Consider the following 25,534-nt stretch of genomic DNA (forward strand, 5'->3'; position numbering starts at 1 on the left):
TCCCCTGAAGGGGAGGGGAGAAAGTCGCATCGCCTTCACGCCGCTGCCTTTAGCGTCGAGGCGCGGCAGATCAGGACCCGCCCGCCACTGATTTTCACCGGCACGGTCGGTGTACATCCCTTGTCCTCGTCCAGCGCCTCGCCGGTGCTGAGCGATATTCGCCAGTTGTGCAGCGGGCACGCCACCGCGCCGCCATGGACGATGCCCTGGCTCAGCCGCCCATGCTTGTGCGGGCAGCGGTCGAGCAGCGCGAAGACGCTATTCTCGCCGGTGCGGAAGACGGCGATGTCGTTACCGCCCTCGACCTGCACGGTGCGGCTGCCGCGCAAGGGAATTTCCTCGACCCAGCCGATATCGAGCCACTCGCCAATCATGCCATTTCCCCCACCGGCTGGAAGCGCGCCATCGGCGCATGGATTTCGCGTTCGGCCCCGGCGACGCGTTCGGCCCAGGGGTCTTCTTGCGAGAATTGCTGCGAGAGGAAGAAGCGCTGCGCCAACTCGGCCCGCTCCTCGGCATCGGGCAGCAGGCGCGACTGGATATAGGAAAGGCCAACCCGCTCGATCCACGGCGCGGTCCGCTCCAGATAGCGCGCTTCCTCACGGTAGAGCTGGATGAAGGCGGCGCACATCTCCATCGCCTCCGCTTCCGTCGCGACCTTGCAGAGCAGGTCGGTGGCGCGGACCTTGATCCCGCCATTGCCGCCGACATGGAGTTCATAGCCAGAATCGACGCAGACTACGCCGAAGTCCTTGATGGTCGCCTCGGCACAGTTGCGCGGGCAGCCCGACACCGCGATCTTGAACTTGTGCGGCATCCACGAGCCCCAGGTCGCCCGCTCCAGCTTGACGCCCAGCCCGGTCGAATCCTGCGTGCCGAAGCGGCACCATTCGGAGCCGACACAGGTCTTCACGGTGCGAAGCGACTTGCCATAAGCATGGCCGCTGACCATCCCGGCCGCGTTCAGATCGGCCCAGACGGCAGGCAGATCCTCCTTCTTGATGCCGAAGATGTCGAGCCGCTGGCCGCCGGTGACCTTGACCATCGGCGCGTTGAACTTCTCGACCACATCGGCGATCGCGCGAAGTTCCTTGGGACTGGTGATCCCGCCCCACATGCGCGGCACGACCGAATAGGTGCCGTCCTTCTGGATGTTGGCGTGCATGCGTTCGTTGACGAAGCGGCTCTGCTGGTCGTCCTGATATTCGCCGGGCAGCGCGCAGAGCAGATAATAGTTGAGCGCGGGGCGGCAGGAGGAACAGCCGTCCGGCGTCGACCAGTGTAGCTTCTGCATCACCTCGGGGATCGACTTCATGTCCTGCGCGACGATCTCGCGGCGGACATCGTCATGGCCGAAGCTGGTGCATTTGCACATCGTCTTGGGCCCCGCCTCGACCTCGCCGCCCAAGCGAAGGGCGAGCAGGCTCTCGACGATGCCGGTGCACGAGCCGCAGCTGGCCGACGCCTTGCAACCCGACCGCACCGCGTCCAGGCTGTGCGCGCCCCCGTCGATGCACGCGAAGACCTTGCCCTTGGTCACGCCGTTGCAGCCGCAAATTTCCGCATCGTCGGAAAGCGCCGCAACGGCCGCCTTAGGGTCCGCCTGCCCCCCTCCCGAGGCGAAGGCCTGGCCGAAGATCAACGCGTCGCGAATGTCGCCGACGCTCTCGCCCTTTTTGAGCAGATCGAAATACCAGTTGCCGTCGGCGGTGTCGCCGTACAGCACAGCGCCGACGATGCGGTCTTCCCTGACCACGACGCGCTTGTAGATGCCGCGGCTGGCATCGCGCAGCACGATGTCCTCCGCACCGTCGCCGCCGCCGAAATCGCCCGCCGAGAAAACGTCGAGCCCGGCGACCTTCAGCTTGGTCGCGGTGGCGGTGGGGCGGTAGCCGGAAGGCGCGCCGGTCAGCGCATCGGCGAGGCTGCGGCACATGTCCCAGAGCGGCGCGACCAGGCCGTACACCTGTCCGTCATGCTCGACACACTCGCCGACCGCCAGGATGCGCGGGTCGGAGGTGACCATATGGTCGTCCACCTTGATCCCGCGCCCGACCTCCAGCCCGGCGGCGCGGGCCAGCGCGACCGAGGGGCGGATGCCGACCGCCATCACCACCAGATCCGCGGCTATTTCGCGCCCGTCCTTCAGGCGGATCGCCTCCACCTTGCCGTCGCCGACGATCTCGGCGGTGTCGGCGCCGGTCAGCACGGTCTGGCCACGCGCCTCCAGCGCCTGTTTCAGCAGCCAGCCCGCCGCCTCGTCGAGCTGCCGCTCCATCAGCGTGGGCATCAGGTGGAGGACGGTGACGCTCATGCCCCGAAGCGACAGGCCATGCGCCGCCTCCAGCCCGAGCAGGCCGCCGCCGATCACCACCGCGCTGCCGCCTCGCTCGGCGGCGGCGAGCATATGCTCGACATCCTTCATGTCGCGAAAGCTGATGACGCCGGGCAGGTCGTGGCCGGGCACCGGGATGATGAACGGGTCGGAGCCGGTCGCGATCAGCAGCCGGTCATAGTCCAACACCGTGCCGCTTTTCGCCGTGACCGTCCGCGCCGCCCGGTCGATTGCGGTGACGGGATCGCCGCTGACCAGGGTGATGCCGTTATCCGCGTACCAGTCGAGGCCGTTGATGACGATCTCGTCGAACGTCTTCTCGCCTGCCAGCACCGGCGACAGCATGATCCGGTTGTAGTTCACCAGCGGTTCGGCACCAAAGATGGTGATGCGGTAACCGGCGGGATCGCGGGCCAGCAGTTCCTCTACCGCGCGGCATCCGGCCATGCCGTTGCCGACCACGATGAGATGCTCGCGGTTATCGACCTTCGCAGGTGTGACGACTTCATGTTTCATCGGTTCGATCCGTCGAAGAGGAAAAGCATCAGATCCGCACGCCCTCGGCTGCGCCCCAGCTGCGGCGCCAGCGGGTCTTCACCAGCATCAGGCCCGCCAGCGCGACCAGGGCCAGCGCGGCGAAGATCAGGAACCCGCCCGAAAAGCTGCCCGTCCACTGCTTGGCTAAACCGAGCGACGAGGCGAGGTAGAAGCCGCCGATCCCGCCTGCCATGCCGACCAGCCCAGTCATCACGCCGATCTCGGCCGCGAAGCGCTGCGGCACCAGCTGGAACACCGAGCCGTTGCCGACGCCCAGTGCCAGCATGGAGAGGACGAACAGCGCCAGCGAGGCAGCGAACCCGTCGACCATCGCCACGCCCGTCAGCGTGACCGCGGCGGCGGCGAACACGGCCATCAATGCCTTTACCCCGCCGACCGCATCGGCCAGCGCCCCGCCCATTGGTCGTACCAGCGACCCGGCAAAGACGCACGCGGCGGTGGCGTAACCCGCCTGGACCGGCGTCAGCCCGAAGCGGTCGGTGAAATAGATGGGCAGGCTGGCGGCGAGGCCGACGAACCCGCCGAACGTGACGGCATAGAAGCCCATCAACCACCACGCATCGGCCTGTTTCAGCGGCGCGAGATACTCGACCAGACGGCGTGGGCTCGGCGCGCCGGGTGCGTCCTTGGCCATCACCACATAGGCGAAGAAGACGAGGGTCAGCGGCAGGCAGGCCAGGCCGAGGACGGCGTTCCAGCCGAACAGCTTGGCCAGCGCCGGTGCGAACAGTGCTGCCAGCACCGTGCCCGAATTGCCCATGCCGGCGAGCCCCATCGCCTTGCCCTGATGCTCGGGCGGATACCAGCGGCTGGCGAGCGGCAGCGCGATCGCGAAGCTCGCCCCTGCGAAGCCCAGGATGACACCCAGCGCCAGCGTGCCGCCGAAGCTGCTTACGCCCAGCATCCAGGCCGAGAAAAGGCCCGCGATCACGATAATCTGGCTGATCGCGCCCGCGCGCTTCGGACCGATCCGATCGACCAGCAACCCATTGACCACGCGCAGGATCGCGCCTGCCAATGTCGGCACCGCGACCATCACGCCCTTTTGCGCGGGCGTCAGCGCCAGGCTGGTCGCGATCTGCGGGGCGAGGGGGCCCAGCAGGACCCAGACCATGAAGGCCAGGTCGAAATAGAGGAATGCCGCGATCAGTGTCGGCGTATGGCCGCTCGACCAGAAACCGCTGTCCTCTGCCGCCGTCTCGCTTTTGGTGTCGTCCCAGAACGCCGTTGCCATCGTGCCGCCTCCGTGGGCTCCCGAGCCCAAAACGAAAAAAGCCGCCAGGACGCGGGGCCCTTTACGGGTCGCATCCTGGCGGCTTCATTGCCTCCAAGCGGGGAACGGGCCGGGCCCGCCTCCGCCAGCGTGCCACCCCGCCGTTGGAGCGGCATTCGCTGCTATCTCGTGCCCGACGCCATTGCCGGACGAATCGAAAGTTGCCTGATTCGCTGGCCGTACGCAAGAGGCTTTCGCAAATGCAGCAAAATCATCCTTCCCACCACGGGAAGGAATTTTAAGGCAGTCTCGCCAGATATCCGGGAATATCGTCGGGATCGAAGGCCCGCCCGTCGAAGAACCGGTCGCTGCCCAGCACCAATCGCCCTTGCGTCGATCCCGCCCCGATCGGCTCGACCAATGCGCCCTCCAGCTTGGAGCTGGCGCCGGGCAGGGGGGCGCCCGAACCCGCGAGCGCGGCGCGGTACAGGTCTGGGCGAAACACGCCCTGCGCGGTCGCGGCGTCTTCAGGCGAGAAGGACAGGCCTTCCCAACGCACCATCTGCGCATAAAGCCAGCCCGCCTGGCTGCGCCACGGAAAGTTCGCCGCCTCGCGATACTGGAACATGAAGTCGGGATAATGGACCGGCTCGCCGCCGGGCACCACGCGGATGCGATCGGTGATCGCGCGCAGGATCGCATCGACCGGTGCATCGAGATAATGCGCGCGCGACAGGATTGCGGCGCTTTGCTCGACCGTCTCGGGATCGATGAAATGCGCCGCTGCGGCATGCAGCGCACGGATCAGCCGCAGAACGCCATCGCGCCGCTCCTCCGCCCGGTCGGCACGCATCGCCAGCACCTTCTCCACCCCGCGCCGCCAGATTTGCGCGGTGGCCAGGGCGATGCGACCCACGCCACGATCGACGGCGATCGAATTCCACGGTTCGCCGACGCAGATGCCGTCCACCTCTCCGGCGGCCAGGGCGTCGGCGGCGAAGGGCGGGCTGGTCACGACGATCTCGATATCGCTCTCGGGACGGATGCCGACTCCCGCCAGCCAATAGCGGAGCATGTAATTATGGCTCGAATGGCGATGCACGACGCCGAAGCGCAAGCGGCGACCGGCCGCACGCCGTTCCCCCGCCACGCAGCGAAGGCTTTCTCCGATCGCCACCGGATCACCCAGCGTCTCGTCGAGCGCCAGCGCCTCACCCAGCGCGGTCGAGACGGTGATCGCATTGCCGTTCAGCCCCAGGACGAAGGGCACCGCCATCGGCACCGCCGGACGATCCCGGCCCAGCGCGGTGGCGATGGCGAGTGGTGCGACCAGATGCGCGGCATCGGTATGCCCATAAAGCAGCCGATCGCGCACCGCCGCCCAGGTGACGTCGCGCACCAGTTCGATGACGACACCTTCGGTCTCGGCAAAGCCCAATTCATGCGCCAGGATCGGCAGCGCGGCGTCCACCAGCGGCAGGAAACCGATGCGGAAGCGCTCAAGGCTCATGGCAGGTCTCCCATCAACTGCTCGCTGGTCACGATCGCTTCGGCCACTTCGGCGATACGACGGTTGGTGGTCATGGCGTGGCTGCGCAGCAAGGCATAGGCGTTGGGCTCGTCCACCCCGCGGCGGCGCATCAGGATCGCCTTGGCCCGGTCGATCACCTGCCGGTCGGCGAGCGCCGTCTTCGCCTCGGCCAATTCCGTCTGAAGTCTGGAAAAAGCCTGAAAGCGCCGGACGGCCAGATCCAGGATCGGCTTGATCCGCTGCTTTGCGAGGCCATCGACGACATAGGCCGAGACGCCCGCGTCGACCGCCGCCATCGTCGACTCGGGTTCGGACTGGTCGACGAACATCGCGATCGGCCGGTCGAGTGCGCGCGACATGGCGAAGAAATCCTCCAGCACGTCGCGGCTGGGATTTTCCAGATTGATCAGTACGACCTCGGGCGCGGCTCGCTCGACCTGGGCGGCAAGCGGGCCACTGGGGTCGATCACCACCAGATCGGTCAGCCCGGCATCGCGCAGGCCGTCGGAGATGATTGCCGCGCGCGTGCTGCTGGTATCGATGATGGCGATCCGCATGGCGGCTTGATGCCGTGTCCCTCCCCGCTCGACAAGAGGCGGAGAGGGGAGGAGTGCGCAAAGCGTGCTTGCGTGTTGAAATGTCCGACTATAGTTCGCAGCTTCTATAAGATCACGCCAGCCGTGCGTCGGTCATCAAGGGGGATTTGCCGACGATGCGCCATCTGGGGCGATCGCACAGCCTGAAGGTCCTGCGTCTGCTGTTGGTGGCGGGAACGATGCTGGTCGGGATGCAGGCGCTGCGATCGGCGCCGAGCGCTCGGTCGCCGTCGCTTCGGTTGTCGGGCGATATCGTGCCCGCGCATGATCCGGTTCTGATCCGCCAGGGCGATCGCTATTACGCCTATGCGACCGGGCAGGGTGACCGACGACCGCTCGTCGCCCGCATGTCACGCGATTTGCGGCACTGGACGCCGTTGCCATCGCCGCTGGCGGCAATACCCGGATGGGCGCAAACGATCATTCCGGCGGCGCGGGAGATGTGGGCACCCGACATATCTTGGGTCGGCGGCCGCTATCGCCTCTATTACTCGATTTCCAGCTTCGGCCAGCAGCGCTCGGTCATCGGGTTGGCGACGGCGGCCACGCTCGACCCCGGTAGCCCGCATTACGGGTGGCGCGACGAGGGGCTGGTCATCGCATCGCGCACGGGGGATGATTTCAATGCGATCGATCCCAATTTCGTGCAGGATCGACAAGGCGGTCAATGGCTGACCTTTGGCAGTTTCTGGGGCGGTATCCAGTTGGTCCGGCTCGATCCGCGCAGCGGAAAGCCCGCCGACGGCGCCAAGCCGACGATGATCGCCCGGCGTGCGACGACCGAGCGAGAGGACGCAATCGAGGCACCGTTCATCATCGATCATGGCGGCTGGTACTGGCTGATCGTCTCGTTCGACTATTGCTGCCGGGGCGTGAAAAGCAGCTATCACCTTCGCGTAGGTCGAGCGCGTTCGATTGAGGGGCCCTATGTCGACCGTGCCGGCCGCGCGATGCGCGATGGCGGCGGCACGGTGCTGCTTCGGGCCGATGCCGAGGGGCGCGACCGCTTCCGTGGGCCTGGCCATGCCGCCGTGCTCCGGGACCGTGATGGGCGGGATTATCTGGTCCACCATGCGTACGATTCGGAGGCGGGGGGCGCCCCCACGCTGCGCATCGAACCGCTGCACTGGGACGCGGCAGGCTGGCCGCTGGTAGAGCGGGAGACGCGCTAGCGGAAGAAGCCTCGTCATCCGAGTCAACTGCAAAATCGGCTCGGTGCCGTCTCATTAGCAATAAGCAGACAAGAGAAAGTCGGGCCTCATGCCAAAGCGGCTCTGCCTACTATCTGATTACGCTGCGTAAAATTCCATGTTGGCGCTAACGCTCGGGCTTCTGCGGATTTCTGAGGTGTGGCCTAGAATCCACGGCGTGACGTTCGCTTCATTATTTTGTCATGCTAGTCTTGACCAAAGGGATGATAGTCAGACAAATAATCCCGTGGGCACCGAAAGCTCGGGCCAGTTTGAGGGGATTCCTGATGAAGCATCATGCCTTGTTGCTGTCGGTTGCGCCGTTCGCGTTGCTCGCCACGCCCGCCATGGCGCAGGCCGCTGCACCGGGACAGCAGAACCAAGCCGACGACACCACCAGCCAGACCGAAGCGCAGACAAAAGCCGGAATCCGGCAGGATATCGCCGAAGTTCCGGACCGCAGCCCGGTCCAGGCCTCGACCACTGGCCTGCCCCAGGCGGAGGTCGATCCGCGCGACATCGTCGTGACCGGCTTCCGCGCCAGCCTGGGCAGCGCCCAGTCGATCAAGCGCAACTCGGACGCGATCCTCGACGCGATCGTGGCGCAGGATATCGGCAAGCTGCCCGACAATACGGCGGCCGAGTCGCTGGCACGCGTGACCGGTATTCAGGTCAGCCGGTACAGCGACGAAGTGACGCAGGTGCTGGTCCGTGGTCTCCCGGACGTGGCGACGACCTTCAACGGTCGCGACATCTTCACTGCCGAGGGCCGGGGCGTGGCGCTTCAGGATTTCCCGGCAGGCGCGCTGGCTGGTCTCGAGGTTTACAAGTCGGGCACGGCCGACCTGCTGGAGCCGGGTCTGGCGGGCCTCATCAACGTGCGTTCGCGTCGGCCTTTCGATTTCGAAAAGGGCTTCACGATCGCGGGCGGCGTTCGTGGCACCTATAACGACCAGTCGAAGAAGTTCGACCCGCTGGGCAACCTGCTTCTCAGCCAGCGCGCCGATACCCCCATCGGTGAGGTCGGCTGGCTGATCAACGCCGTCTATACCCAGGCGCAGTATCGCAACGCGGTCCGCTGGGGCGAGGGCAATACGAACAAGCCGACGACCGGGACGACGATCCTGCCAGCCTCGGTGGGTCGCGACTTCCAGATTCCGACCGCCGTCGGCGTCTACAATGACAGCGGCAAGCGCTGGCGTCCGGCGGTCAACGCCAGTGTCCAGTGGCGTCCGGCCCACAATCTCGAACTCTATTACGACTTCCTCTACCAGAGCTATCGCGGCGAAGTTGCGAACGACTGGTTCCGCGTTCCGCTGCTCGACAACAATCCGACGCTGAGCAATGTCGTGCTGCGCCCGAACGAGCCGCTTCAGGTCGAGAGCCTGACCAAGACCGGCGGCTATCGTCCCGAAGCGTATCGCAGCACCGTAAAGGGTTACACGGATACGTATCAGGCGGCGGGTGGCGCCAAATGGGATATCGGTCGTGCGCATCTGTCGACCGATCTCGCCTATACCTTCTCGCAATATGGCTCGGACGAGTGGAGCTTCGACACGGCCTTCACCAAGGCGCCGGTCGCGAACGTCAATTTCTTCGTCAAGGATGGCGTGTCGTTCGACCTACCCGGCTTCGACAATACCAACCCGGCCAATTATCTCTGGCGCGGTTATTTCGAGGCGACCTACCGCGTACAGGGCAAGGGGTGGCAGTGGCGCACCGACCTGGACCTAGAAACCGATCTGTCGCTGCTGCCCAAGCTGCAATTCGGTATCCGCTGGACCGATCGCGATGCGTCGCTGAAGCGCGGCAATCGCTATGCCTATACCGAGCCGTTGGGTATCCCGCTGGCGCAGGTGCCGGTCGGCGACCTGGCGCTGACTCAGAACGCGTTCCGCGGCAACCAGGGCTTCACCAGCTGGCTGATGCCGTCGCGTGACGGGATCGCGGGCAATGCGCCGCAGCTTCGCCAATATGCCTTTGACGCGCTGCAGCGTCTGGTCGCGGGCAATCCGGCCGATCAGGGCTATCGCGACGCGCTGAACCGTTTCTCGACGCCCGAGGTTCAGCTCGATCCGCTGGCCGCCTTCTATGCGACCGAACAGACCTATGCCTTTTACGGGCAGGCGAAGTACGAGTTCAACATCGGCTCGGTGCGCTTCGACGGTATGATCGGCACTCGCGTCGTCAATACGGTGGGTGAATATAGCGGTATCTCGACGGTGCTGTTCGACAATGTTCGCCGCAGCGAAGTGCGTCGCACGCGCGCCAACTATGTGGATATCCTGCCCAACTTCTCGCTGCGCATTCGGCCCAACGACAAGCTGCAGATTCGCTTCGGTGTCACCAAGACGCGGACCAAGCCTCAGTTCGGCCAGCTGAACCCGGCCCTGAACATCACCCAGAACACGCAGCAGGTCGTGCCCGACCAGCCGCTCGACCCGCGCTTCCCGGCGGGTCTGAACACCCGGCCCAACGCGTATGGTGGCGGCGGTAATCCGGATCTGCGACCGCTGATCTCGAATAATTATGATGCGACGGTCGAATATTATTTCTCGCCGACCGCCTCGCTGACGGCCGCCGTGTTCTACCGCGATCTCGACGGGTTCATCGGAAATTATGTCAATCGCACCATCGATCCCTTTTATGGCCTGATCGAAATCAGCCGACCGGAAAATGCGGGTAAGGGCCGTATCAAGGGTATCGAAGTCGGTGGCCAGACCTTCTTCGATTTTCTGCCGGGGCTGTGGAGCGGTATCGGCGTGCAGGCGAACGTCACCTATCTGGAGGGGAAGCAGCAATACCCGGCCAATCTGTTCGCCTCGACCGGCGGCACCACCGCGCCGCCGTTCGTGCCGATCCCCGGCCTGTCGAAGTGGACCTACAATATCGCACTCTTCTATGAGAAGGGCGATGTGTCGACCCGCCTGTCGTTCAACAATCGCGATGCGTATCTGAACAGTAATTTCATCAACGCCGCCGGTTTCTACAATGGCGAGGGCGTGACGCGCATCCAGCGGCTCGACTTTGGCTTCAACTACAACATCACCAAGGAAATCACGGTCGCTTTCGACGTCGCCAATATTCTGGCGAAGCCCTTCAATAACTATCGTGCCTATGACAATGGCTTGTCCTATCCGCGCGACGTGAGGGACGAAGGCCGCTATTACGGCGCAGGTCTGCGCTTCCGCTTCTGACCCGATCGGGCGGGCTTCGGCCCGCCCTCCAATTCTCCAAGGGAAACTTTCAGGGCAAGGATGGCAGATCGCCGTTCTTGCCCTTTTCTTGGGGGCCGCGACCGCACAGGAAAAACCCCGCCGACCCTTCGACCGACGGGGTTCGTTCTTCGCTATGGGCAGGATCAGACCAGCGCGTTGCGGCGGATCAGTTCCTTATACCACTGCGCGCTCAACTTGGGCGTGCGCTTCTGGGTCGCATAGTCGACATGGTGCAGGCCGAAGCGTAGGCCATAGCCGTCGGCCCATTCGAAATTGTCCATCAGGCTCCACAGGAAATAGCCCTTGAGCGGATAGCCTTCGACGGCGGCGCGGCGGAACTGGCCCAGATAGTTGCGCAGATACATAATCCGGTCGCCGTCATCGACCAGCCCCTTGTCGTTCAGCTTGTCGTCGGCCGAGGTGCCGTTCTCCGAGATGTAGATCGCCTTGGGGTTCCACATCTCGCTGACCGCGCGCACGCCCCAATAGGCGGCCTCGGGCCCGACATAGAGCCAGGGCGAGGCCATGCGCGGCGAATGGTCCAAATGCGGTAGCGGGGTATAGCCGCGCGGGTCCTCCGGGTTCGCCTTGACGAAGGTCGGCGTGTAGATATTCAGCGCGACGAAATCGAGCGGGGCGCCGATCGCCGCCATGTCGCCCGCCTGCACCTTGGGCGCATCGGCCCCGGCGCTCTTCAGATAGGCGTCGGTATATTTGCCCTCCATCACGGCGGTCAGGAACATCGCGTTCTCTTCGCGCATCGCCTTCTTGGTCGCCTCGATATGCTCGGGCGTCTCGATGACGGGGACGAAGATGCTGGCATTGTCGGCGATGCCGACTTCGGTGCCCGCCTTGGCGTTGGCGCGGATAGCCTGCACGCCCAGCCCGTGCGCCAGACAGCCATGGTGGCGGACTTGGTTGACCTGACCCTGGGGCAGCTTCAGGCCCGGCGCATGGATGCCGACCATATGGCCAAGGTCGGTGAAGCACCGCAGTTCGTTGACCGTCATGAAGCGGTGGACGCGATCGGACAGCTTGCCCGCCATGAAGCCCGCATAGTCGGCGAAGGCCTTGGCTGTGTCGCGATTCTGCCAGCCGCCGGGCAGCGCCTGGGGCAGGTCCCAGTGGAACATGGTGACGTTGGGCTGGATGCCCGCCGCCAGCAGCCCGTCGATCACGCGGTTATAATAGTCGAGGCCCTTCTGGTTGAACTTGCCGCGCCCCTCCGGGAAGATGCGCGACCAGGCGATCGACATGCGATACGCCTTCACGCCCAGATTCTTCAGGAGCGCGATGTCCTCGTTATAGCGGTGATAGCTGTCGCAGGCGACGTCGCCATTGTCGCCATTGGCGATCTTGCCCGGCGTGTGGGAGAACACGTCCCAGTTGGTCAGGCCGCGCCCGTCCTCCTTCACGGCACCTTCGATCTGGTACGAGGCGGTGGCGCATCCCCACAGGAAGTCCTTGGGAAAGCTCAGGTCCGACGCCGTGGCGGCGGCCGCGCGCGTGGCGGCCAGCGTGCCGCCGCCGGTGGCGAGCGCGGCACCGCCCATCGCCATGCCGGTCTTCATGAAATTACGACGATCCATAATTAATCCTCTCCGAAGATCTTGAGAATGGTGGGAATTCAACGGGCCGGTGCGGCCAGGTCGCTGGCCAGCCAGACGAGCGGCGCGTTCCAGTTGATCGCGACCTCGTTATGCGCATAGGCGCGAGCATCGTCGATCCAGCAGCGCATGGCCACGCAATGCCCTTGCAGCGAGGCCGACGCCTCGGGGAAAACAGTGCTGTTCGCGCCGCCGCTCAGCACGCCGGGCGGCGGGCCGGGCATCTTCGCGTCGAACTGGTGCGCCCAGAAACGATGGTGCGGGTTACGCATCGGGTTCCAGCCGAAGCCGCTGACATAGCTCCGGTCGAGCGGATTGCGCCCAAGCACATAGTCCATCGCATCGACCGCGCCGTCGCGGTAGCGCGCCTGTCCCGTGAACCGCGCGGCCAGCGCCAGGATCATGCCCCGGCCCAGAATGGCGCTGTTCGATCCCCAGTGATAGGCGGTCGAGGCATAGGGAATGTGATAGCCGGACTGGGCTTCCTCGGCGAGGAAGCGGTCGGCCAGCGCGACCAGCTTGGCCCGCGCCGCCGCCCGTTCGGACGGCGCGACGCCGGGCGCGGTGGCCAATGTGATCGTGCCCAGCGCAGCGGTCGAGCCCCATCCGGGCTCGCCCGACAGCGGGGCGGCATGGAGCGGCATCTTGTGCAGCGCCTCGGCCAGCTCGGGCATGCCGGTCGCGGCGTAGAGCTCGGCGGTCGCCCAGTAGAGTTCGTCCGACAGATCATTGTCGCCATAGCCGCCGCTGCCGGTAAAGGCTTGTGCAGCATAGATATCCGGGTTGCGCAGCGCTGCCTGATAGGCCTTGCCCGCCGCCGCCAGACAGCGTTTGGCGAAGGCATTGTCGACGCCCCGCCAGATACGCGAACATTGCGCGGCGGTCGCGGCGAGGTTCAGCGTCGCGGCGGTGCTGGGCGGATAGAGCAGCCGCTCCTCATGATCGTCGGCGGGCGCGGTGGGCAATCGAGTCCAGTTGCGGTCGGCGACCTTATGATGCGCCATGCCCCCGGCATCGACTGGCGTTAGCCTATACGGCCCGCGCCCCTGTCGCCCAACCGGCAGCGCCAGCATCTGTCCCTCCGGCACCTGCATAGACAGCAGGAACCGCATTTCCCAGCGCGTTTCGTCCAGTAGGTCGTTGATGCCGTTCCCCGCCTCGGGCAGCGCGGCCGAGCCGTCGGGGAAGGGGAGCGAGCCCGCATCGACCTCATAGAGATTTTGCAGCATCCACAGCGCGATGCCGCCATTGACGACATATTTGCCCTGGTCGCCCGCATCATACCAGCCGCCGGTCACGTCGAGCTGATAGGGGCAGCCCGGCCAGATCGTGCCTGCCAGATCGGTGCCCTTGAAGCAGGTCACGACCTCCTTCGTATGACCCGCCGCGCGCGACCATTGCGTCCCCCCGGCATAGCGTGCGTCGATCGCGATCCCGGCGCGCTGCTGGTAGAAGAAGTTGAGCGAGGCGCGGGCGAGCGGACGGTATACGTCCGTGCCGATCATGAAGTCGTGGCTGGTCCGCCCGTCGACGCGCAGGCGATAGCGGCCGGGCGTGGCGAAGGAGCCGAAGTCGATCTGATGCACCCTGTCGCCCGACGCGGCATCCGCGCCGAACGGTGTGGTCTGGCCACGGGCGACGATCTGCCCCGCTTCGTCCAGCACCTCCCAGGGCAGGGGCCGCGTGCCGCTGGCCGCCAGGATCGCGCGCTTGGCGGTGTCGGGGCGGAAACCGATCTGGTTGAGATGTGGACCCGGCGCGTCGGTGGCGCCGATGCCGGCCAGGGCCAGGAGGGGGAGGACGATACGCTTCACAACAGCGGGGCCTTGCCGCCGCCGCTCGGCGTGCGCGCGAAATCGAACCCGCCATCGGCCAGGCGGCCCGGTGCCAGCGCGGGGGCGAGCGGTGAGGGCGCGGTCATCCGCAGGAAGTCGCCATGGCTGGGCATCCGTGCGGCGGTGTCGGCATAACCCACCCGCAACTGCTCCAGTGCCTGCGCGACCAGATCCTCGTCCAGCGCATCGGCGGCGGGCTCCCAGCTTTGCGGCACGATCCCCTGGCCCAGCGATACGGCAACCCAGCTGGGGTTGCTGAACAGGTCATAGCCTTCGCGGAACAGCCGCCCCTTGCCCGACCACAGCGCCATCTTGCGCGCCAGGCTGTCGGGCACGTCCATGGTGCGGACGCGGTCCCAGAAGGGCGTGTCGCTGCGCCGCGTCGCCTTATAGTGCAGGATGATGAAGTCGCGCACATCCTCATACAGGTCGCGCATCTGGCGGTTGAATTCGGTCCGCTCGGCAGGATCGAAGCGCTTGTCGGGGAACAGCGCAATCAGTCGCTGGATCGCCGCCTGGACCAGATGGATGCTGGTCGACTCCAGCGGCTCGAGGAACCCGCTCGACAGGCCGAGCGCCACGACGTTGCGGTTCCAGCTCTCGCGTCGACGCCCGGCGGTGAAGCGCAGGTGCCGGGGATCGCCCAGCAACTCGCCCTCCAGGCTGGCGAGCAGCTGTGCCTCGGCGGCGTCCGCCTCCAGATACTCGCTGCAATAGACCAGACCATTGCCCATCCGGTGCTGGAGCGGAATGCGCCACTGCCACCCCGCCTCGCGCGCGGTGGCGCGGGTGAAGGGATCGGGCTCGGCCGGGTTGGGCAGGGCGCAAGGGGCCGCGACCGCGCGGTCGCAGGGCAGCCACTGGGCATAGCTGTCATAGCCGGTTTCCAGCGCCTCTTCGATCAGCAGACCACGAAAGCCCGAGCAGTCGATGAACAGGTCGCCCTCGATCCGCCGCCCGTCGGCCAGTGTCACCGCCTCGACATAGCCGTCCTCGGGCCGCAGGTTCACCGCGTCGATCCGCCCCTCGATCCGCGTCACCCCGCCGCGTTCGGCATAGCCGCGCAGGTAGCGGGCATAGAGCGAGGCATCGAAATGAAAGGCGTAGAACAACTCGCGGATCGGCGAGCGGGCGTCCGGCTTGGCGCGCCCGAACTTGCCCGAACGCGCCGCCATCGCGCTCATCGACCATTCGGCGATGTCCGGCAGCGCGCGGCGGCTGCGCTCGCGCAACCATAGCTGGTGGAAATGCACGCCCTGCAGATCCTGGCCATGGCGACCGAACGGGTGGAAATAGCGTTCGCCCTTGTCGCCCCAGTCGACGAATTCGATGCCCAGCTTGAACGTGCCCGCCGTCTTGGCGAGGAAGTCGTTCTCGTCCAGCCCCAGCATCTGGTTGAAGGTGATGATCGGCGGGATCGTCGCCTCGCCGACGCCGACGGTGCCGATCTCCTCGGATTCGACCAGCGTGACTTGCGTATAGCCGTTGTTGAGAAGGCGGGCGAAGGCGGCCGCCGCCATCCAGCCTGCCGTGCCGCCGCCGACGATCACGACCGACCGGATCGCATCGGGGGAAGGGGTCGTCATCGCCATCTCTCCTTAGGGCGCTTATGGCCCTCCACTCTCTTAGCCGGTCGGCGGCACGCGCGCCGCTGTGCTTTCTCGATCACAGATAGGTAAATTTCTTTGCAATGGTTTGCAATGATCCGTTGCAAACGATTGCGCGTGTGTTATCCAGGATGCACGACATCCCGGACACCGGGGCGAATCAGGAGAGGGTTATGACGACGAACGTTCTGCGTTCCTGCGGATCGATGGCGGCCTTGGCGATGGCGCTGGTGAGTGCACCGGCCTTTGCACAGACGGCCCAGGCTCCGACCCCGGCCACCCAGGAAGGGGCCACCCCCGATGCCGGTGCGTCCAGCGAAGACATCGTCGTCACCGCGACCAGCGGCGAGCGGTCGCGTTTCCGCAGCTCGATCTCGGTGTCGCAGGTCAGCCAGGAGGCGATCCAGAACTTCACCCCTCGCTCGACCGCCGAAATCCTGCGCAACATCCCCGGTCTCCAGCCCAGCGATACGGCGGGTCCGGGCGGCAACGCCAATATCGGCGTGCGCGGCATCCCGGTGTCGACCGGCGGTTCGGAATATGTCTCGCTGCAGGAAGACGGCCTGCCCGACGTCCTGTTCGGTGACATCAACTTCGGCAACAACGACTATTGGCTGCGCTTCGACCAGAACATCAAGACGGTCGAGGCGGTGCGCGGCGGTTCGGCCTCGACCTTCGCCAGCCAGGCGCCGGGCGCGGTCATCAACTTCATCAGCAAGACCGGTGACGTGAAGGGCGGCCAGATTGCCTATTCCAACGGCCTGGGCTTCCGCGAGCACCGCGTCGACTTCGACTATGGCGGCCCGATCGACGAGACGACTCGTTTCCATGTCGGCGGCTATGCGCGCGACGGCGGCGGCTACACCAACGAGAATTTCAACATCCTGCGCGGCTATCAGATCAAGGCGAACATCACCAAGGATCTGCCCGACAATCGCGGCTTCATCCGCCTGTATTTCAAGCGGCTGGACGAACAGGCGCCGACCAACACCACCACCCCGACGCTGGCCACGCTGGACGGCAACAAGGTGACCGGCTTCACGCCGCTGCCCAATTTCGACGGGCGGTCGGGTTCGGCCTATACGATCTACAACCGTAACTTCCAGTATCTGGACTATGACAATGGCGGCGTGAAGACGGCCGAGGTGCAGGGTATCCACCCGCGCGTCACCGGCATCAGCGGCCAGATCCATTATGATTTTAACGACAACATCTCGCTCGACGATACGATGCGCTATCAGTGGATCAGCGGGAATTTCACCACCCAGTTCATCAACGTCCAGACGCTGACCGGGACGGGCGGGTTGATCGGTTCGACCGTCAACGGCCAGACGGTGGGCTCGGTCCGCTATGCGGCGGGGCCGAAGCTGGGGCAGCTGTTCACCGGTCCCTATGTGAACAACAACCCGAACATCAACGTGTTCATGAAGAACATGGACAATTTCGCCAACAACCTGACACTGAACGGCAAGTTCGATGTCGGGCCGGGCAAGGCGCGACTGACCGCCGGTCTGTTCGTGATGCGGCAGAACATCGTCCAGGACTGGCATGTCAACCGCCAGTATAGCGAGCTGAACGGGAATAACGCCGCGCCGCTTGACCTGTTCTCGACCACCGGTACGCAGCTGACCGCGGCGGGTCAGGCCGGGTTCAACGACAATTGGGGCAGCTGCTGCGCGCGCCGCGTCGACCTGACCTATACCGATGTCGCGCCCTTCCTGCAGGCCGGTTACGAGGTCGGTGGGCTGAACCTCGACGCTTCGATCCGCTATGACAGCGTGCATGGCGAAGGCACCGCGCAGGGCGGCGTCGCAGGTCCGACGACCCGCGTGGCGGACGCACTGGGCTCGGCGCTGATTCCGTCGCTGGTGCTCAGCCCGACGGCGGAGAAGATCAACTATACCGATGGCTATGTCAGCTGGTCGGTGGGTGCGCTTTATGCCTTTGACAGCAAGACCAGCGTCTTTGCCCGCGCCAGCCGTGGCGGTCGCTTCAACGCCGACCGTCGTGTCCTGTCGGGCAACTTCAACGCGGACGGTTCGCTGAATGCGCAGGGGCAGGCGACCTCGGTCAACTTCCTCAACCAGCAGGAAATCGGCCTGAAGCAGCGCGGCGGTCTGGGCGGCGCGTCCTATTCGGTCGAAGTCACCGGTTTCCACTCGACCCTGACCGAGAACAACTACGACTTCACCCGGATCAACAACCCGGCGCCGAACAACAATCCGAACATCTCGAACGGCTATCGCTCCTACGGTATCGAGTTCACCAGCCGCGTGACCTATGGTGACTTCCATCTGGCGGTCGACGCGACCTATGCGAACTCGAAGATCACCAGCAGCGCGACGCCGGGGCTGGTCGGCAAGAAGCCCGGCGGCCTGCCCGACTTCCTGTTCGTGGTGTCGCCGTCCTATGACGCCGGCCCGATCGCGTTCGGCGTCAGCATGAACGGCCAGACCAGCACCAAGTCGGACGACTTCAACCTCTACACGATCAAGGGGTCGACCTTCTTCAACGGCTTCATCACCGTGCGGCCGATGGACAAGCTGGAGCTGGGCCTGAACGCCAACAACATCTTCGACAAGCTGGGCTTCCGTGGCGGCGGCGGCATCTTCCCGGTCCTGTCGTCGACGCAGGGCGTGTTCAACAATACCGCGCTTTACGGGCGCACGGTGACGGCCTCGGTCCGCTACCGCTTCTGATCCACTCCCCTTGGGGCGGGTGCCACTTGGCATCCGCCTCATTTTCGTTTCAGGAGGCTGGCCATGACCGATGCGTCCCCACCCGCCCGCACCCTGAAGGACATTGCCCGGCTGGCGGGCGTGTCGCCCGGCACCGTCAGCCGCGCGCTGGCGGGCAAGAGCGTCGTCAATGCCGAGACGCGGGCGCGGATCGAGGCGCTGGCCGCCGAGCATAATTTCCAGATCAACCAGATGGCCCGCCGCCTGCGCGCGCAGCGGACCGGCGTGATCGGCGTCGCCATACCGCTGGGCCATGAGCGGCGGCAGCGGCTGTCCGACCCTTTCTTCATGACGCTGCTCGGTCATCTGGCCGACGAACTGGCGGCGCGCGACCATGACGTGATGCTGTCGCGCATCATTCCCGACGACGACGACTGGCTGTCGCGGATCACCCGGTCGGGCATGGTCGACGGCGTGCTGCTGATCGGTCAGTCGGACCAGTTGGCGGTGATCGATGCGGTGGCCGAGACCTACTTGCCGCTGGTCGTTTGGGGCAGCACGTTGCCCGGCCAGCATCATTGCGCGGTGGGCGTCGACAACCGGCTAGGTGGGCGCATGGCGGGCGAGCATCTGATCGCGACCGGGCGGCGGCGCATCGCCTTCATGGGTGAGATCCGTACGCTGGAACTGGCACAGCGCCATGCGGGGCTGTGCGACGCGATGACCGATGCCGGGCTGAAGCCACCGCAGCAACTCGACGTGGCGCTCGCGCCCGAACTGATGCCCGATCAGATCGCCGCCAATCTGGCGCGCTTGCAGGGGGAGGGGCAGGCAATCGACGGCATCGTAGCGGCCTCCGACATGATCGCGCTGGCGACGATGGCGGAGCTGGCCGCCAGCGGTCGGTCGGTGCCGGGCGATGTCGCGGTCACGGGCTTTGACGACCTGCCATTGGCCGAGCGGGCTATCCCCCGGCTGACGACGATCCGACAGGATCTGGAGGCAGGGGCCAAGGCGATGGTCGCCGCCCTGTTCGAGCGGATCGAAGGACGAGCCGCACCCGGGCTGGAGATGCCGCCGGGCCTGATTCTGCGCGACTCCGCCTGACACAAAAACGGCGCGGTCTTCAGGGAGATCAGACCGCGCCGGGAAGGCTCAGGGAGTACGGAGGGAGGTCAGGCCAGCGTCAGGCCGACATCCACATTGCCGCGCGTCGCGTTCGAGTAGGGGCAGATCTGATGCGCCGCCTCGACCAGCTTTTCGGCCTCGGCGCGATCGATGCCCGGCAATTCGACGGTCAGGGCGGTGGTGATGCCGAAACCACCCGCCGCGCGCGGACCGATGCCGACCTTGGCCGACACGGCGACGTCATCGGGAATCTTCACCTTCAGCTGCTGGCCCGCGACCTTCAGCGCGCCGATGAAGCAGGCCGAGTAACCCGCCGCGAACAGCTGTTCCGGGTTGGTGCCGTCACCGCCTGCGCCGCCGAGTTCCTTAGGGGTCGACAAGGTGACGTCCAGCGTCCCGTCCGCCGTGCGCGCATGGCCGTCTCGACCACCGGTGGCACGCGCCTGGGTTTCGTATTTTACATCGATCGTCACATCGTTTCTCCGATAATGTTTATCGTGATACATTTATGGGAGGTCCGATGGCTCTTGTCCAGCGCTTCTTTTATCGCGATATGTTTTTCCCTGTAACGGGAGATACCGGATGTCGGCCCCTTGGCCGCTCGATGAACAGCTGTGTTTTGCGCTCTATGCGGCGAACATGGCGATGCAGCGCACCTACAAGCCCATGCTGGACGAGTTGGGCCTGACCTATCCGCAATATCTGGCGATGCTGGTGCTGTGGGAGGAGGATGGCCGGACGATCGGCGCCATCGCCCAGCGTCTGGGGCTGGAGTCCAGCACGGTGACGCCACTGGTCAAGCGGCTGGAGGCCAGTGGCTTGGTCGCGCGCGAGCGCGATCCGCAGGACGAGCGTCAGGTCCGGGTCAGGCTGACACCGGCGGGATCGGCGCTGCGCGACCAGTGCGGCTGCCTGGGCGAGGAGATCACGGCGCGGTCGGGCATGAGCGTCGAGCGGCTGATCGGTTTCCGCGAGGACATGCGCGCCCTGCGCCGCGAACTGGAGCGGAGCGAGGAGGATGGCGGGCGCGCCACGATCGCCGGTTCGGCGGATTGAGGCGCTGTTTCTGCCTGGGATGAGGACGGCCTAGCGCTTCTCTGCCATGGTGAACACCACCCCCGGCGCATCGCGCAGCGCCAGATAGAGCATCCCGTCCTTGGGTTCGGGCACGGTCAGCCGCGCGGCGGTGAAGCCTGCCGGGACGCTGACCGCGCCCGCCATATCGGCCGTCGCGGCCACCCGGTCGATCAGGAACAGGTCGCGTCCCTCGATCCAGCATCCGCCCGCCTCGCATCCGCCGCCGTCGATCCGGGGCAAGCGGACCAGCGTCGCAAGCGGGCTCCAGTCGCCCTTGATGCTCCCGCGCACGATCCGGTAGCGCAACCCGCCCGCCGCCGCCGGGCCCAGCCTGGCGGGATCGAGCGTCGCCACCGCGATCTCGGGCGACGACAGCCGGACATCGCGCCCGCCCTCTAGGGTAACGGTGGCACTGCCGTCGGCGGTCGCGACCTCGATCGCGTCGGTCGGGGCCAGCCGCGTGCCATCGGCCGCGCGGACCGAGAAGGTCAGACGGGCATTGTCGGGCAGCACCGTCTCGTCCCGTGTCGCCAGCGCGACGGCGGCCGCACCGCTTTTGGGCGACAGGCTGCGCGCGATCAGCGTGGCGGACGGGCGCGGCGGGGCGGCGGTGATCGGCACCGACAGGCTGCGTCCGTCGGTCAGTCTGATCCGGGCGCTCGTCCCGTCAGGCACGCGATTGTCGGCGGCGGTCGCAAGCAGCCGGTCGGTATCGCCATCTCGGGTCAGGTCACCAGGGGAGAGGCGGACATCGCCGATCTCGACCCCGGCAATCTCGTCCAGCCGCTGCCCGGTCAGCGTGACGAAGCGGTCGCCCTTGGCCAGCGTCACCGTGTCGATCCGGCTGGCGGGCGAATAGGCGCGCAGGGTCGTGGTGCGGGGGGCGGCATCGCCGACCTGCTGGATTTCCAGCGTGATCTCGCCCGCCCGCGCACCCTTTAGCGGCAGGGTAGCCGTGATGCCGTCCGCACCGCGCAGGGTGAAGGGCACAGGCTGCGGCGCGCCGCCGCCCATCCGCATCGTGACACCGGTGACGCAGGCCGCCGCCGGTCCGTTCAACGCAACGCTGTTGTCGCGCCCGACCACCAAGCTCTGCCCCGCATCGACCGCACGCCAGTCGCCGCCGCCGGGGAATTGCAGCGTGAAGCTCGGCCCCTCGAAACTGTCGAAGCCCCATTGGCCATGTAGCTTGGCCGAAACCTTGCCCGACAGCACACCCGCGGGCAGTGGTTCGGTCAGGACATAGCCGCCGCGATCGGCGCGCGCGCGGACGGGCAGGTCGATGGTCTTGCCGTCTGGGCCTTTGATCGACACCATCATGTTGCGCGCAAAACCGGTCGAATAGATCAGCGGCGCGCCCTCGACGGGCAGGACCAGGCCCGGCCTGGCTCCGCACAGCGGCGCATCGGCGGTCACGCGCAGGCGCGGCGGGCTGGGCGCGTCGATCGCGGGCATGGCGGCGACCAGCACCGATTTGGGCTTGGCGAAGGACGGCGCGGCGTTGAGCAGCAGCGACAGCTTTTCGCCATCGCGCGTGGCGAGGGTAGGCAGATAGCCGAATTGCGGATTGCCGAAGGCGCCGAATACGCGGGCGATGTCGCGGATGACGCCGATATAGGGGCTGTAATAGCCCAGCCCCGCTTCGCGCGTGTAGCTGAGCTGGAGCGCCAGGTCGGTCGGTGCGCCGACCAGCGTATCGGTCATCGAACTGCTGTGAATATCCGCCAGCACCAGCGAGTCGCGATTTTCGAGCAGACAGGCCGCCTGCAGCTCGATCACCCGCGCCAGGCAATCGGGGTTCAGCTTGATCGCCAGGCTGTTCGACAGAGCCGGGGCCAGGGTACGCAGGAATTCGGGATGGCTGTTCTCTTGCGCGCGGATCGCCGCGACGAAGGCGTTCAGCCGCGAGCGGTCGAGCGAGGCCTGGTTCAGGTCCTGCACCGCACGGACGAACTCACCGGGCCGGTCGCGCACCGCATCGACGATGGTGCCCGACGCGCCGCCGGTCTCGGGCACCAGGAACAGCGCCATCTGCCGCGCGCCCTTGGGCACGGTCAGGGTCAGGCGACGATCCTTGTCCTTGGGCTTCCAGGTCTCGGCCGACTGCACCCAGTTCTTGGGCGGCGGGTTGGTCGCGCCGCTGAGAAAGGCCGAGAACAGGATGTAGCGGGCGCGCTGGTCGTTGGGCAGGTCCGCCTCGATCACCAGCTTGTCGCCGGTGGCGAGATTGGGAACCTCGGCGATGGGCAGTGTCCGGTCGCCGCGCGTCACCGCAATGCGCAGCGAAGGCCCCGGCAGGTCGAACGGGGCGGGGTCGGCGGCGCAAAGCGGGCTCTCGACCAGGGTGGCGGCGGCCAGCGCGAGCGCCATGACCGGGCGGGACAGGAGGAAGCGGGGGAGCATGGCGGCGACTAAGGCCCATACCGCGGCGGGGATCAACCCTCTCGCGGTAGATGACATCGGGGCGTCATCAAATCCTCCCCGGCTCGGGGAGGATCGATGGATCAGAGCTTGTCGGCCGTACGCAGCGCGAAGTCGCTGGCGTCGTGCCGCTCGGGCAGCTGCTCGGCAGGATCGCCGAAGGTCCGGTTGACCATCCGTCCACGCTTCACCGCCGGACGCTCGTCCAGCTCGCGCGCCCAGCGCAGGACGTGGGTGTAGTCCTGCACCTGCAGGAACTCGGCGGCATTATAGAGGCGGCCCAGCACCAGCTGCCCATACCAGGGCCAGATCGCCATGTCGGCGATGCTGTATTCCTCGCCCGCAACATAGGCATTCTGGGCCAGCTGGCGATCGAGCACGTCCAGTTGGCGCTTGGCCTCCATGGCATAGCGGTTGATGGCGTATTCGATCTTCACCGGCGCATAATTGTAGAAATGGCCGAAGCCGCCGCCCAGGAAGGGCGCGCTGCCCATCTGCCAGAACAGCCACGACATCACGCGCGCGCGGGCGGCGGGCTCGGTCGGCAGGAATGCGCCGAAGCTCTCGGCCAGATGGGTCATGATCGCACCGGACTCGAAGATGGCGAGCGGCTCGCTGCCCCGGTGGTCGACCAGCGCCGGGATCTTGGAGTTGGGATTGACCGCGACGAAGCCGCTGCCGAACTGATCGCCGTCCGCAATGCGGATCAGCCAGGCATCATATTCGGCGTCCTTGTGTCCTGCCGCCAGCAGCTCTTCGAGCAGGATGGTGACCTTCACGCCATTGGGCGTGCCCATCGAATAGAGCTGGAACGGATGCTGGCCGACCGGCAGGTCCTTGTCATGGGTCGGCCCGGCGATCGGCCGGTTGATGGAGGCGAACTGGCCGCCATTGTCCTTGTCCCAGGTCCAGATGGCGGGGGGAGTATAGGCGTCGTCACTCATGGCTTGTCGCTCCATCACGGTTCGGCGGCGCAGATGGGGCGCAGGGGATGCTAAAACAACCGCGACCGTGCTTTTATTTCACAGGCGGAACGGCCAGATCGCGCCGGACATAGAGCAACTCATGCCGCCCCTCGCGCGGGACCGACAGGACCAAGCGATAGTCGCTGGCCAGTGCGCGACGCATCTGGCCTTGCGTGGCCTCGTTCCAGGGCGAGAAGGGATCGTCCAGCGTGACGATGGCGGGCGGACGGCGGGCCAGGATGCGGGCGACCTCGGCCGCCTCGTCGACGCCGATCGCCCCACGCTCGGCCTCATAGGCGAGCGAGGAGGGAAAGGCGTAAGGGGTCGGCACGCACCCGCCCGACAGGTGATAGAGGCTGGAATCGCCCGCAAAGACGTACGGGCATTCGCGCCCGTCGACCGCCGCCATCACCCGCGCCATGCGGCGGATACCGTCGCCCTCGCTCGGGTCGTTGGTCGCCGCGTGAAAGACGAATAGTCCCGCACCGATTACGAAGACCGCGACCACCGCCCGGCGGCGCATCGCAAAGGCGGGCGCGGCGGCGAGCGCCAGTGGGGCGACCAGCGGCAAAGCGTAATGGTCGAAAAAGGCCCCGATCATGGCAAAGGCGACCAGCGCGAAGGCCAGCCAGATGCGGGTTAGGGTCAGGCCCTCGCGCTTCGGCCCCTTGGCCCAGGCGAAGACCGCGCAGGCGATCAGCGGTAGCAACTGCCCGCCGATCCCGGCCAGCCGCCCGATGATTTTGGCCGCCGGATAACCGCGCCGCAGCGTGATCGAGGTAAAATTGGCGAACCAGAAGGCATCGAAGGCCGCCGGTGCGCTCATCCAGAAATAGCCGATGACGAGCAACGTCGGCAGTAGGCCCATCGCCATCCAAGCGAGCGCCGCCAGCAGGATCGCGCCGACCCGTGCCCGCGCGCGCCAGAGATACCAGAGATGCGCCAGGCCGAAGAACGCGCCCTCGACCAGCGGGGTATATTTGATCTGGATCGCGATGCCCGCCAGCAGGCATGCCACCGTGCCGCTGAGGATGATCGGCCCCACCGCGCGCCGCTCGGTCCAGCGGGGCAGCTCCAGCGTCAGGACGGCGGCGGCCATCATCGCCAGATTATAGAAGACCGGCGACTGGCCGCTCCCCCCGCTGAGCAGCGGCAGCCAGAGGATATAGGCCACGCCCGCCGCCAGTCCGGCGGGCGGGACGAGCGCCATGCGCCGCGCGGCGAACCAGATCAGCCAGGCTGTGGCGGCGGTGCAGGCGGTGCCGACCAGCTGATAGGCGAGGAAGTCGTCACCCGGCAGCAGGCGAAACCCGGCGAACAGCAGGAACAGCCCGGGCGGCTTGCGATCCCATAAGTCGATATAGAGGCGCGCGCCGTGCAGCAGGCGGTCGCCGACCAGCAGATAATATTGCTCGTCGACATGCGCGACCGGATTGCCGAAGTCGCGCATCCGGGTCAGCACCGTAAAGGCGAGCAGCATCAGGGCAACGGCCATCGGCCGGTCCGGGATCGGCCATGACCATCGGCGAAACGGCGAGGCAGGGCGGGCGGGTGTCATGTCCGTCACGCGCGCCC

General features: G+C 66.1%; 17 protein-coding genes. 5 read left to right on the forward strand and 12 right to left on the reverse strand.

The genetic code is table 11. From position 1 onward, the window contains the following. Positions 1-35 precede the first annotated feature (35 nt). The 5 genes from nirD to SB4_RS02400 all read right to left on the reverse strand — a co-directional run bounded on the left by nirD (position 36) and on the right by SB4_RS02400 (position 6,194). Positions 36-374 carry a nitrite reductase small subunit NirD gene (gene nirD / locus SB4_RS02380; protein ID WP_193753718.1) on the reverse strand — a complete coding sequence of 113 codons (339 nt, stop codon included), beginning with the start codon at positions 372-374 and terminating at the stop codon, positions 36-38. Beyond that, positions 371-2,851 (reverse strand): nitrite reductase large subunit NirB, encoded by a 2,481-nt coding sequence (gene nirB, locus SB4_RS02385; protein ID WP_058751269.1) that lies wholly within the window; start codon positions 2,849-2,851, stop codon positions 371-373. Before nirB ends, nirD begins: the two co-directional genes overlap by 4 nt. Before the next feature lie 28 nt (positions 2,852-2,879). Beyond that, a complete protein-coding gene (locus SB4_RS02390) occupies positions 2,880-4,127 on the reverse strand; it encodes a nitrate/nitrite transporter (protein WP_058751270.1) in 1,248 nt (415 codons plus the stop codon). Positions 4,128-4,404: 277 nt separating this feature from the next. Further along, entirely contained in the window at positions 4,405-5,616 is a 1,212-nt protein-coding gene (locus SB4_RS02395; RefSeq protein WP_058751271.1) for a CmpA/NrtA family ABC transporter substrate-binding protein, read from the reverse strand. After that, positions 5,613-6,194, reverse strand: coding sequence for an ANTAR domain-containing response regulator (locus tag SB4_RS02400; protein ID WP_058715146.1), 582 nt, complete (start codon positions 6,192-6,194; stop codon positions 5,613-5,615). Before SB4_RS02400 ends, SB4_RS02395 begins: the two co-directional genes overlap by 4 nt. Positions 6,195-6,349: 155 nt before the next feature. Between SB4_RS02400 and SB4_RS02405 the strand changes: the two genes are divergently transcribed. Then, positions 6,350-7,405, forward strand: coding sequence for an arabinan endo-1,5-alpha-L-arabinosidase (locus tag SB4_RS02405; protein WP_058751272.1), 1,056 nt, complete (start codon positions 6,350-6,352; stop codon positions 7,403-7,405). A 305-nt stretch (positions 7,406-7,710) separates the two neighbouring features. Continuing rightward, the gene (locus tag SB4_RS02410) at positions 7,711-10,620 is read left to right on the forward strand and encodes a TonB-dependent receptor (protein ID WP_058715144.1); all 2,910 of its coding nucleotides are present in this window, start codon (positions 7,711-7,713) and stop codon (positions 10,618-10,620) included. Between the two features lie 164 nt (positions 10,621-10,784). Here SB4_RS02410 and SB4_RS02415 read toward each other — a convergent pair whose 3' ends face one another. The 3 genes from SB4_RS02415 to SB4_RS02425 are packed head-to-tail and all read right to left on the reverse strand — an operon-like array spanning position 10,785 to position 15,669. Then, entirely contained in the window at positions 10,785-12,230 is a 1,446-nt protein-coding gene (locus SB4_RS02415; protein ID WP_058751273.1) for a GH1 family beta-glucosidase, read from the reverse strand. A 38-nt stretch (positions 12,231-12,268) separates the two neighbouring features. Then, the gene (locus SB4_RS02420; protein WP_058751274.1) at positions 12,269-14,062 is read right to left on the reverse strand and encodes a glycoside hydrolase family 9 protein; all 1,794 of its coding nucleotides are present in this window, start codon (positions 14,060-14,062) and stop codon (positions 12,269-12,271) included. Continuing rightward, complete coding sequence (locus SB4_RS02425; protein WP_058751385.1) at positions 14,059-15,669, reverse strand: tryptophan halogenase family protein; 1,611 nt, start codon at positions 15,667-15,669, stop codon at positions 14,059-14,061. Before SB4_RS02425 ends, SB4_RS02420 begins: the two co-directional genes overlap by 4 nt. A 194-nt stretch (positions 15,670-15,863) precedes the next feature. Here SB4_RS02425 and SB4_RS02430 point away from each other — a divergent pair, with 194 nt between their 5' ends. Both SB4_RS02430 and SB4_RS02435 read left to right on the forward strand, forming a co-directional pair. Then, the gene (locus tag SB4_RS02430) at positions 15,864-18,389 is read left to right on the forward strand and encodes a TonB-dependent receptor domain-containing protein (protein ID WP_058751275.1); all 2,526 of its coding nucleotides are present in this window, start codon (positions 15,864-15,866) and stop codon (positions 18,387-18,389) included. Positions 18,390-18,452: 63 nt separating this feature from the next. Then, on the forward strand, positions 18,453-19,475 hold the full coding sequence (locus SB4_RS02435; protein ID WP_058751276.1) for a LacI family DNA-binding transcriptional regulator: 1,023 nt from the start codon (positions 18,453-18,455) through the stop codon (positions 19,473-19,475). A gap of 68 nt (positions 19,476-19,543) precedes the next feature. On the opposite strand, the gene SB4_RS02440 is transcribed toward SB4_RS02435, so the two are convergent. Further along, on the reverse strand, positions 19,544-19,969 hold the full coding sequence (locus SB4_RS02440; protein ID WP_058751386.1) for an organic hydroperoxide resistance protein: 426 nt from the start codon (positions 19,967-19,969) through the stop codon (positions 19,544-19,546). 109 nt (positions 19,970-20,078) lie between these two features. Between SB4_RS02440 and SB4_RS02445 the strand changes: the two genes are divergently transcribed. After that, complete coding sequence (locus SB4_RS02445) at positions 20,079-20,552, forward strand: MarR family winged helix-turn-helix transcriptional regulator (RefSeq protein WP_058751277.1); 474 nt, start codon at positions 20,079-20,081, stop codon at positions 20,550-20,552. A gap of 30 nt (positions 20,553-20,582) precedes the next feature. Here the strand turns inward: SB4_RS02445 and SB4_RS02450 are convergent, their stop codons facing one another. From SB4_RS02450 to SB4_RS02460, 3 genes are all read right to left on the reverse strand, one after another. Next, entirely contained in the window at positions 20,583-22,976 is a 2,394-nt protein-coding gene (locus SB4_RS02450; protein ID WP_058751278.1) for a hypothetical protein, read from the reverse strand. A gap of 101 nt (positions 22,977-23,077) precedes the next feature. Further along, positions 23,078-23,938: a glutathione-dependent disulfide-bond oxidoreductase gene (gene yghU / locus SB4_RS02455; RefSeq protein WP_058751279.1), complete on the reverse strand. Its 861-nt coding sequence runs from the start codon at positions 23,936-23,938 to the stop codon at positions 23,078-23,080. A gap of 73 nt (positions 23,939-24,011) precedes the next feature. Beyond that, positions 24,012-25,454 (reverse strand): ArnT family glycosyltransferase, encoded by a 1,443-nt coding sequence (locus SB4_RS02460; protein ID WP_058751280.1) that lies wholly within the window; start codon positions 25,452-25,454, stop codon positions 24,012-24,014. Positions 25,455-25,534 lie beyond the last annotated feature (80 nt).

Source organism: Sphingomonas sanguinis (assembly GCF_001476905.1).
Lineage (GTDB): Bacteria > Pseudomonadota > Alphaproteobacteria > Sphingomonadales > Sphingomonadaceae > Sphingomonas > Sphingomonas sanguinis_B.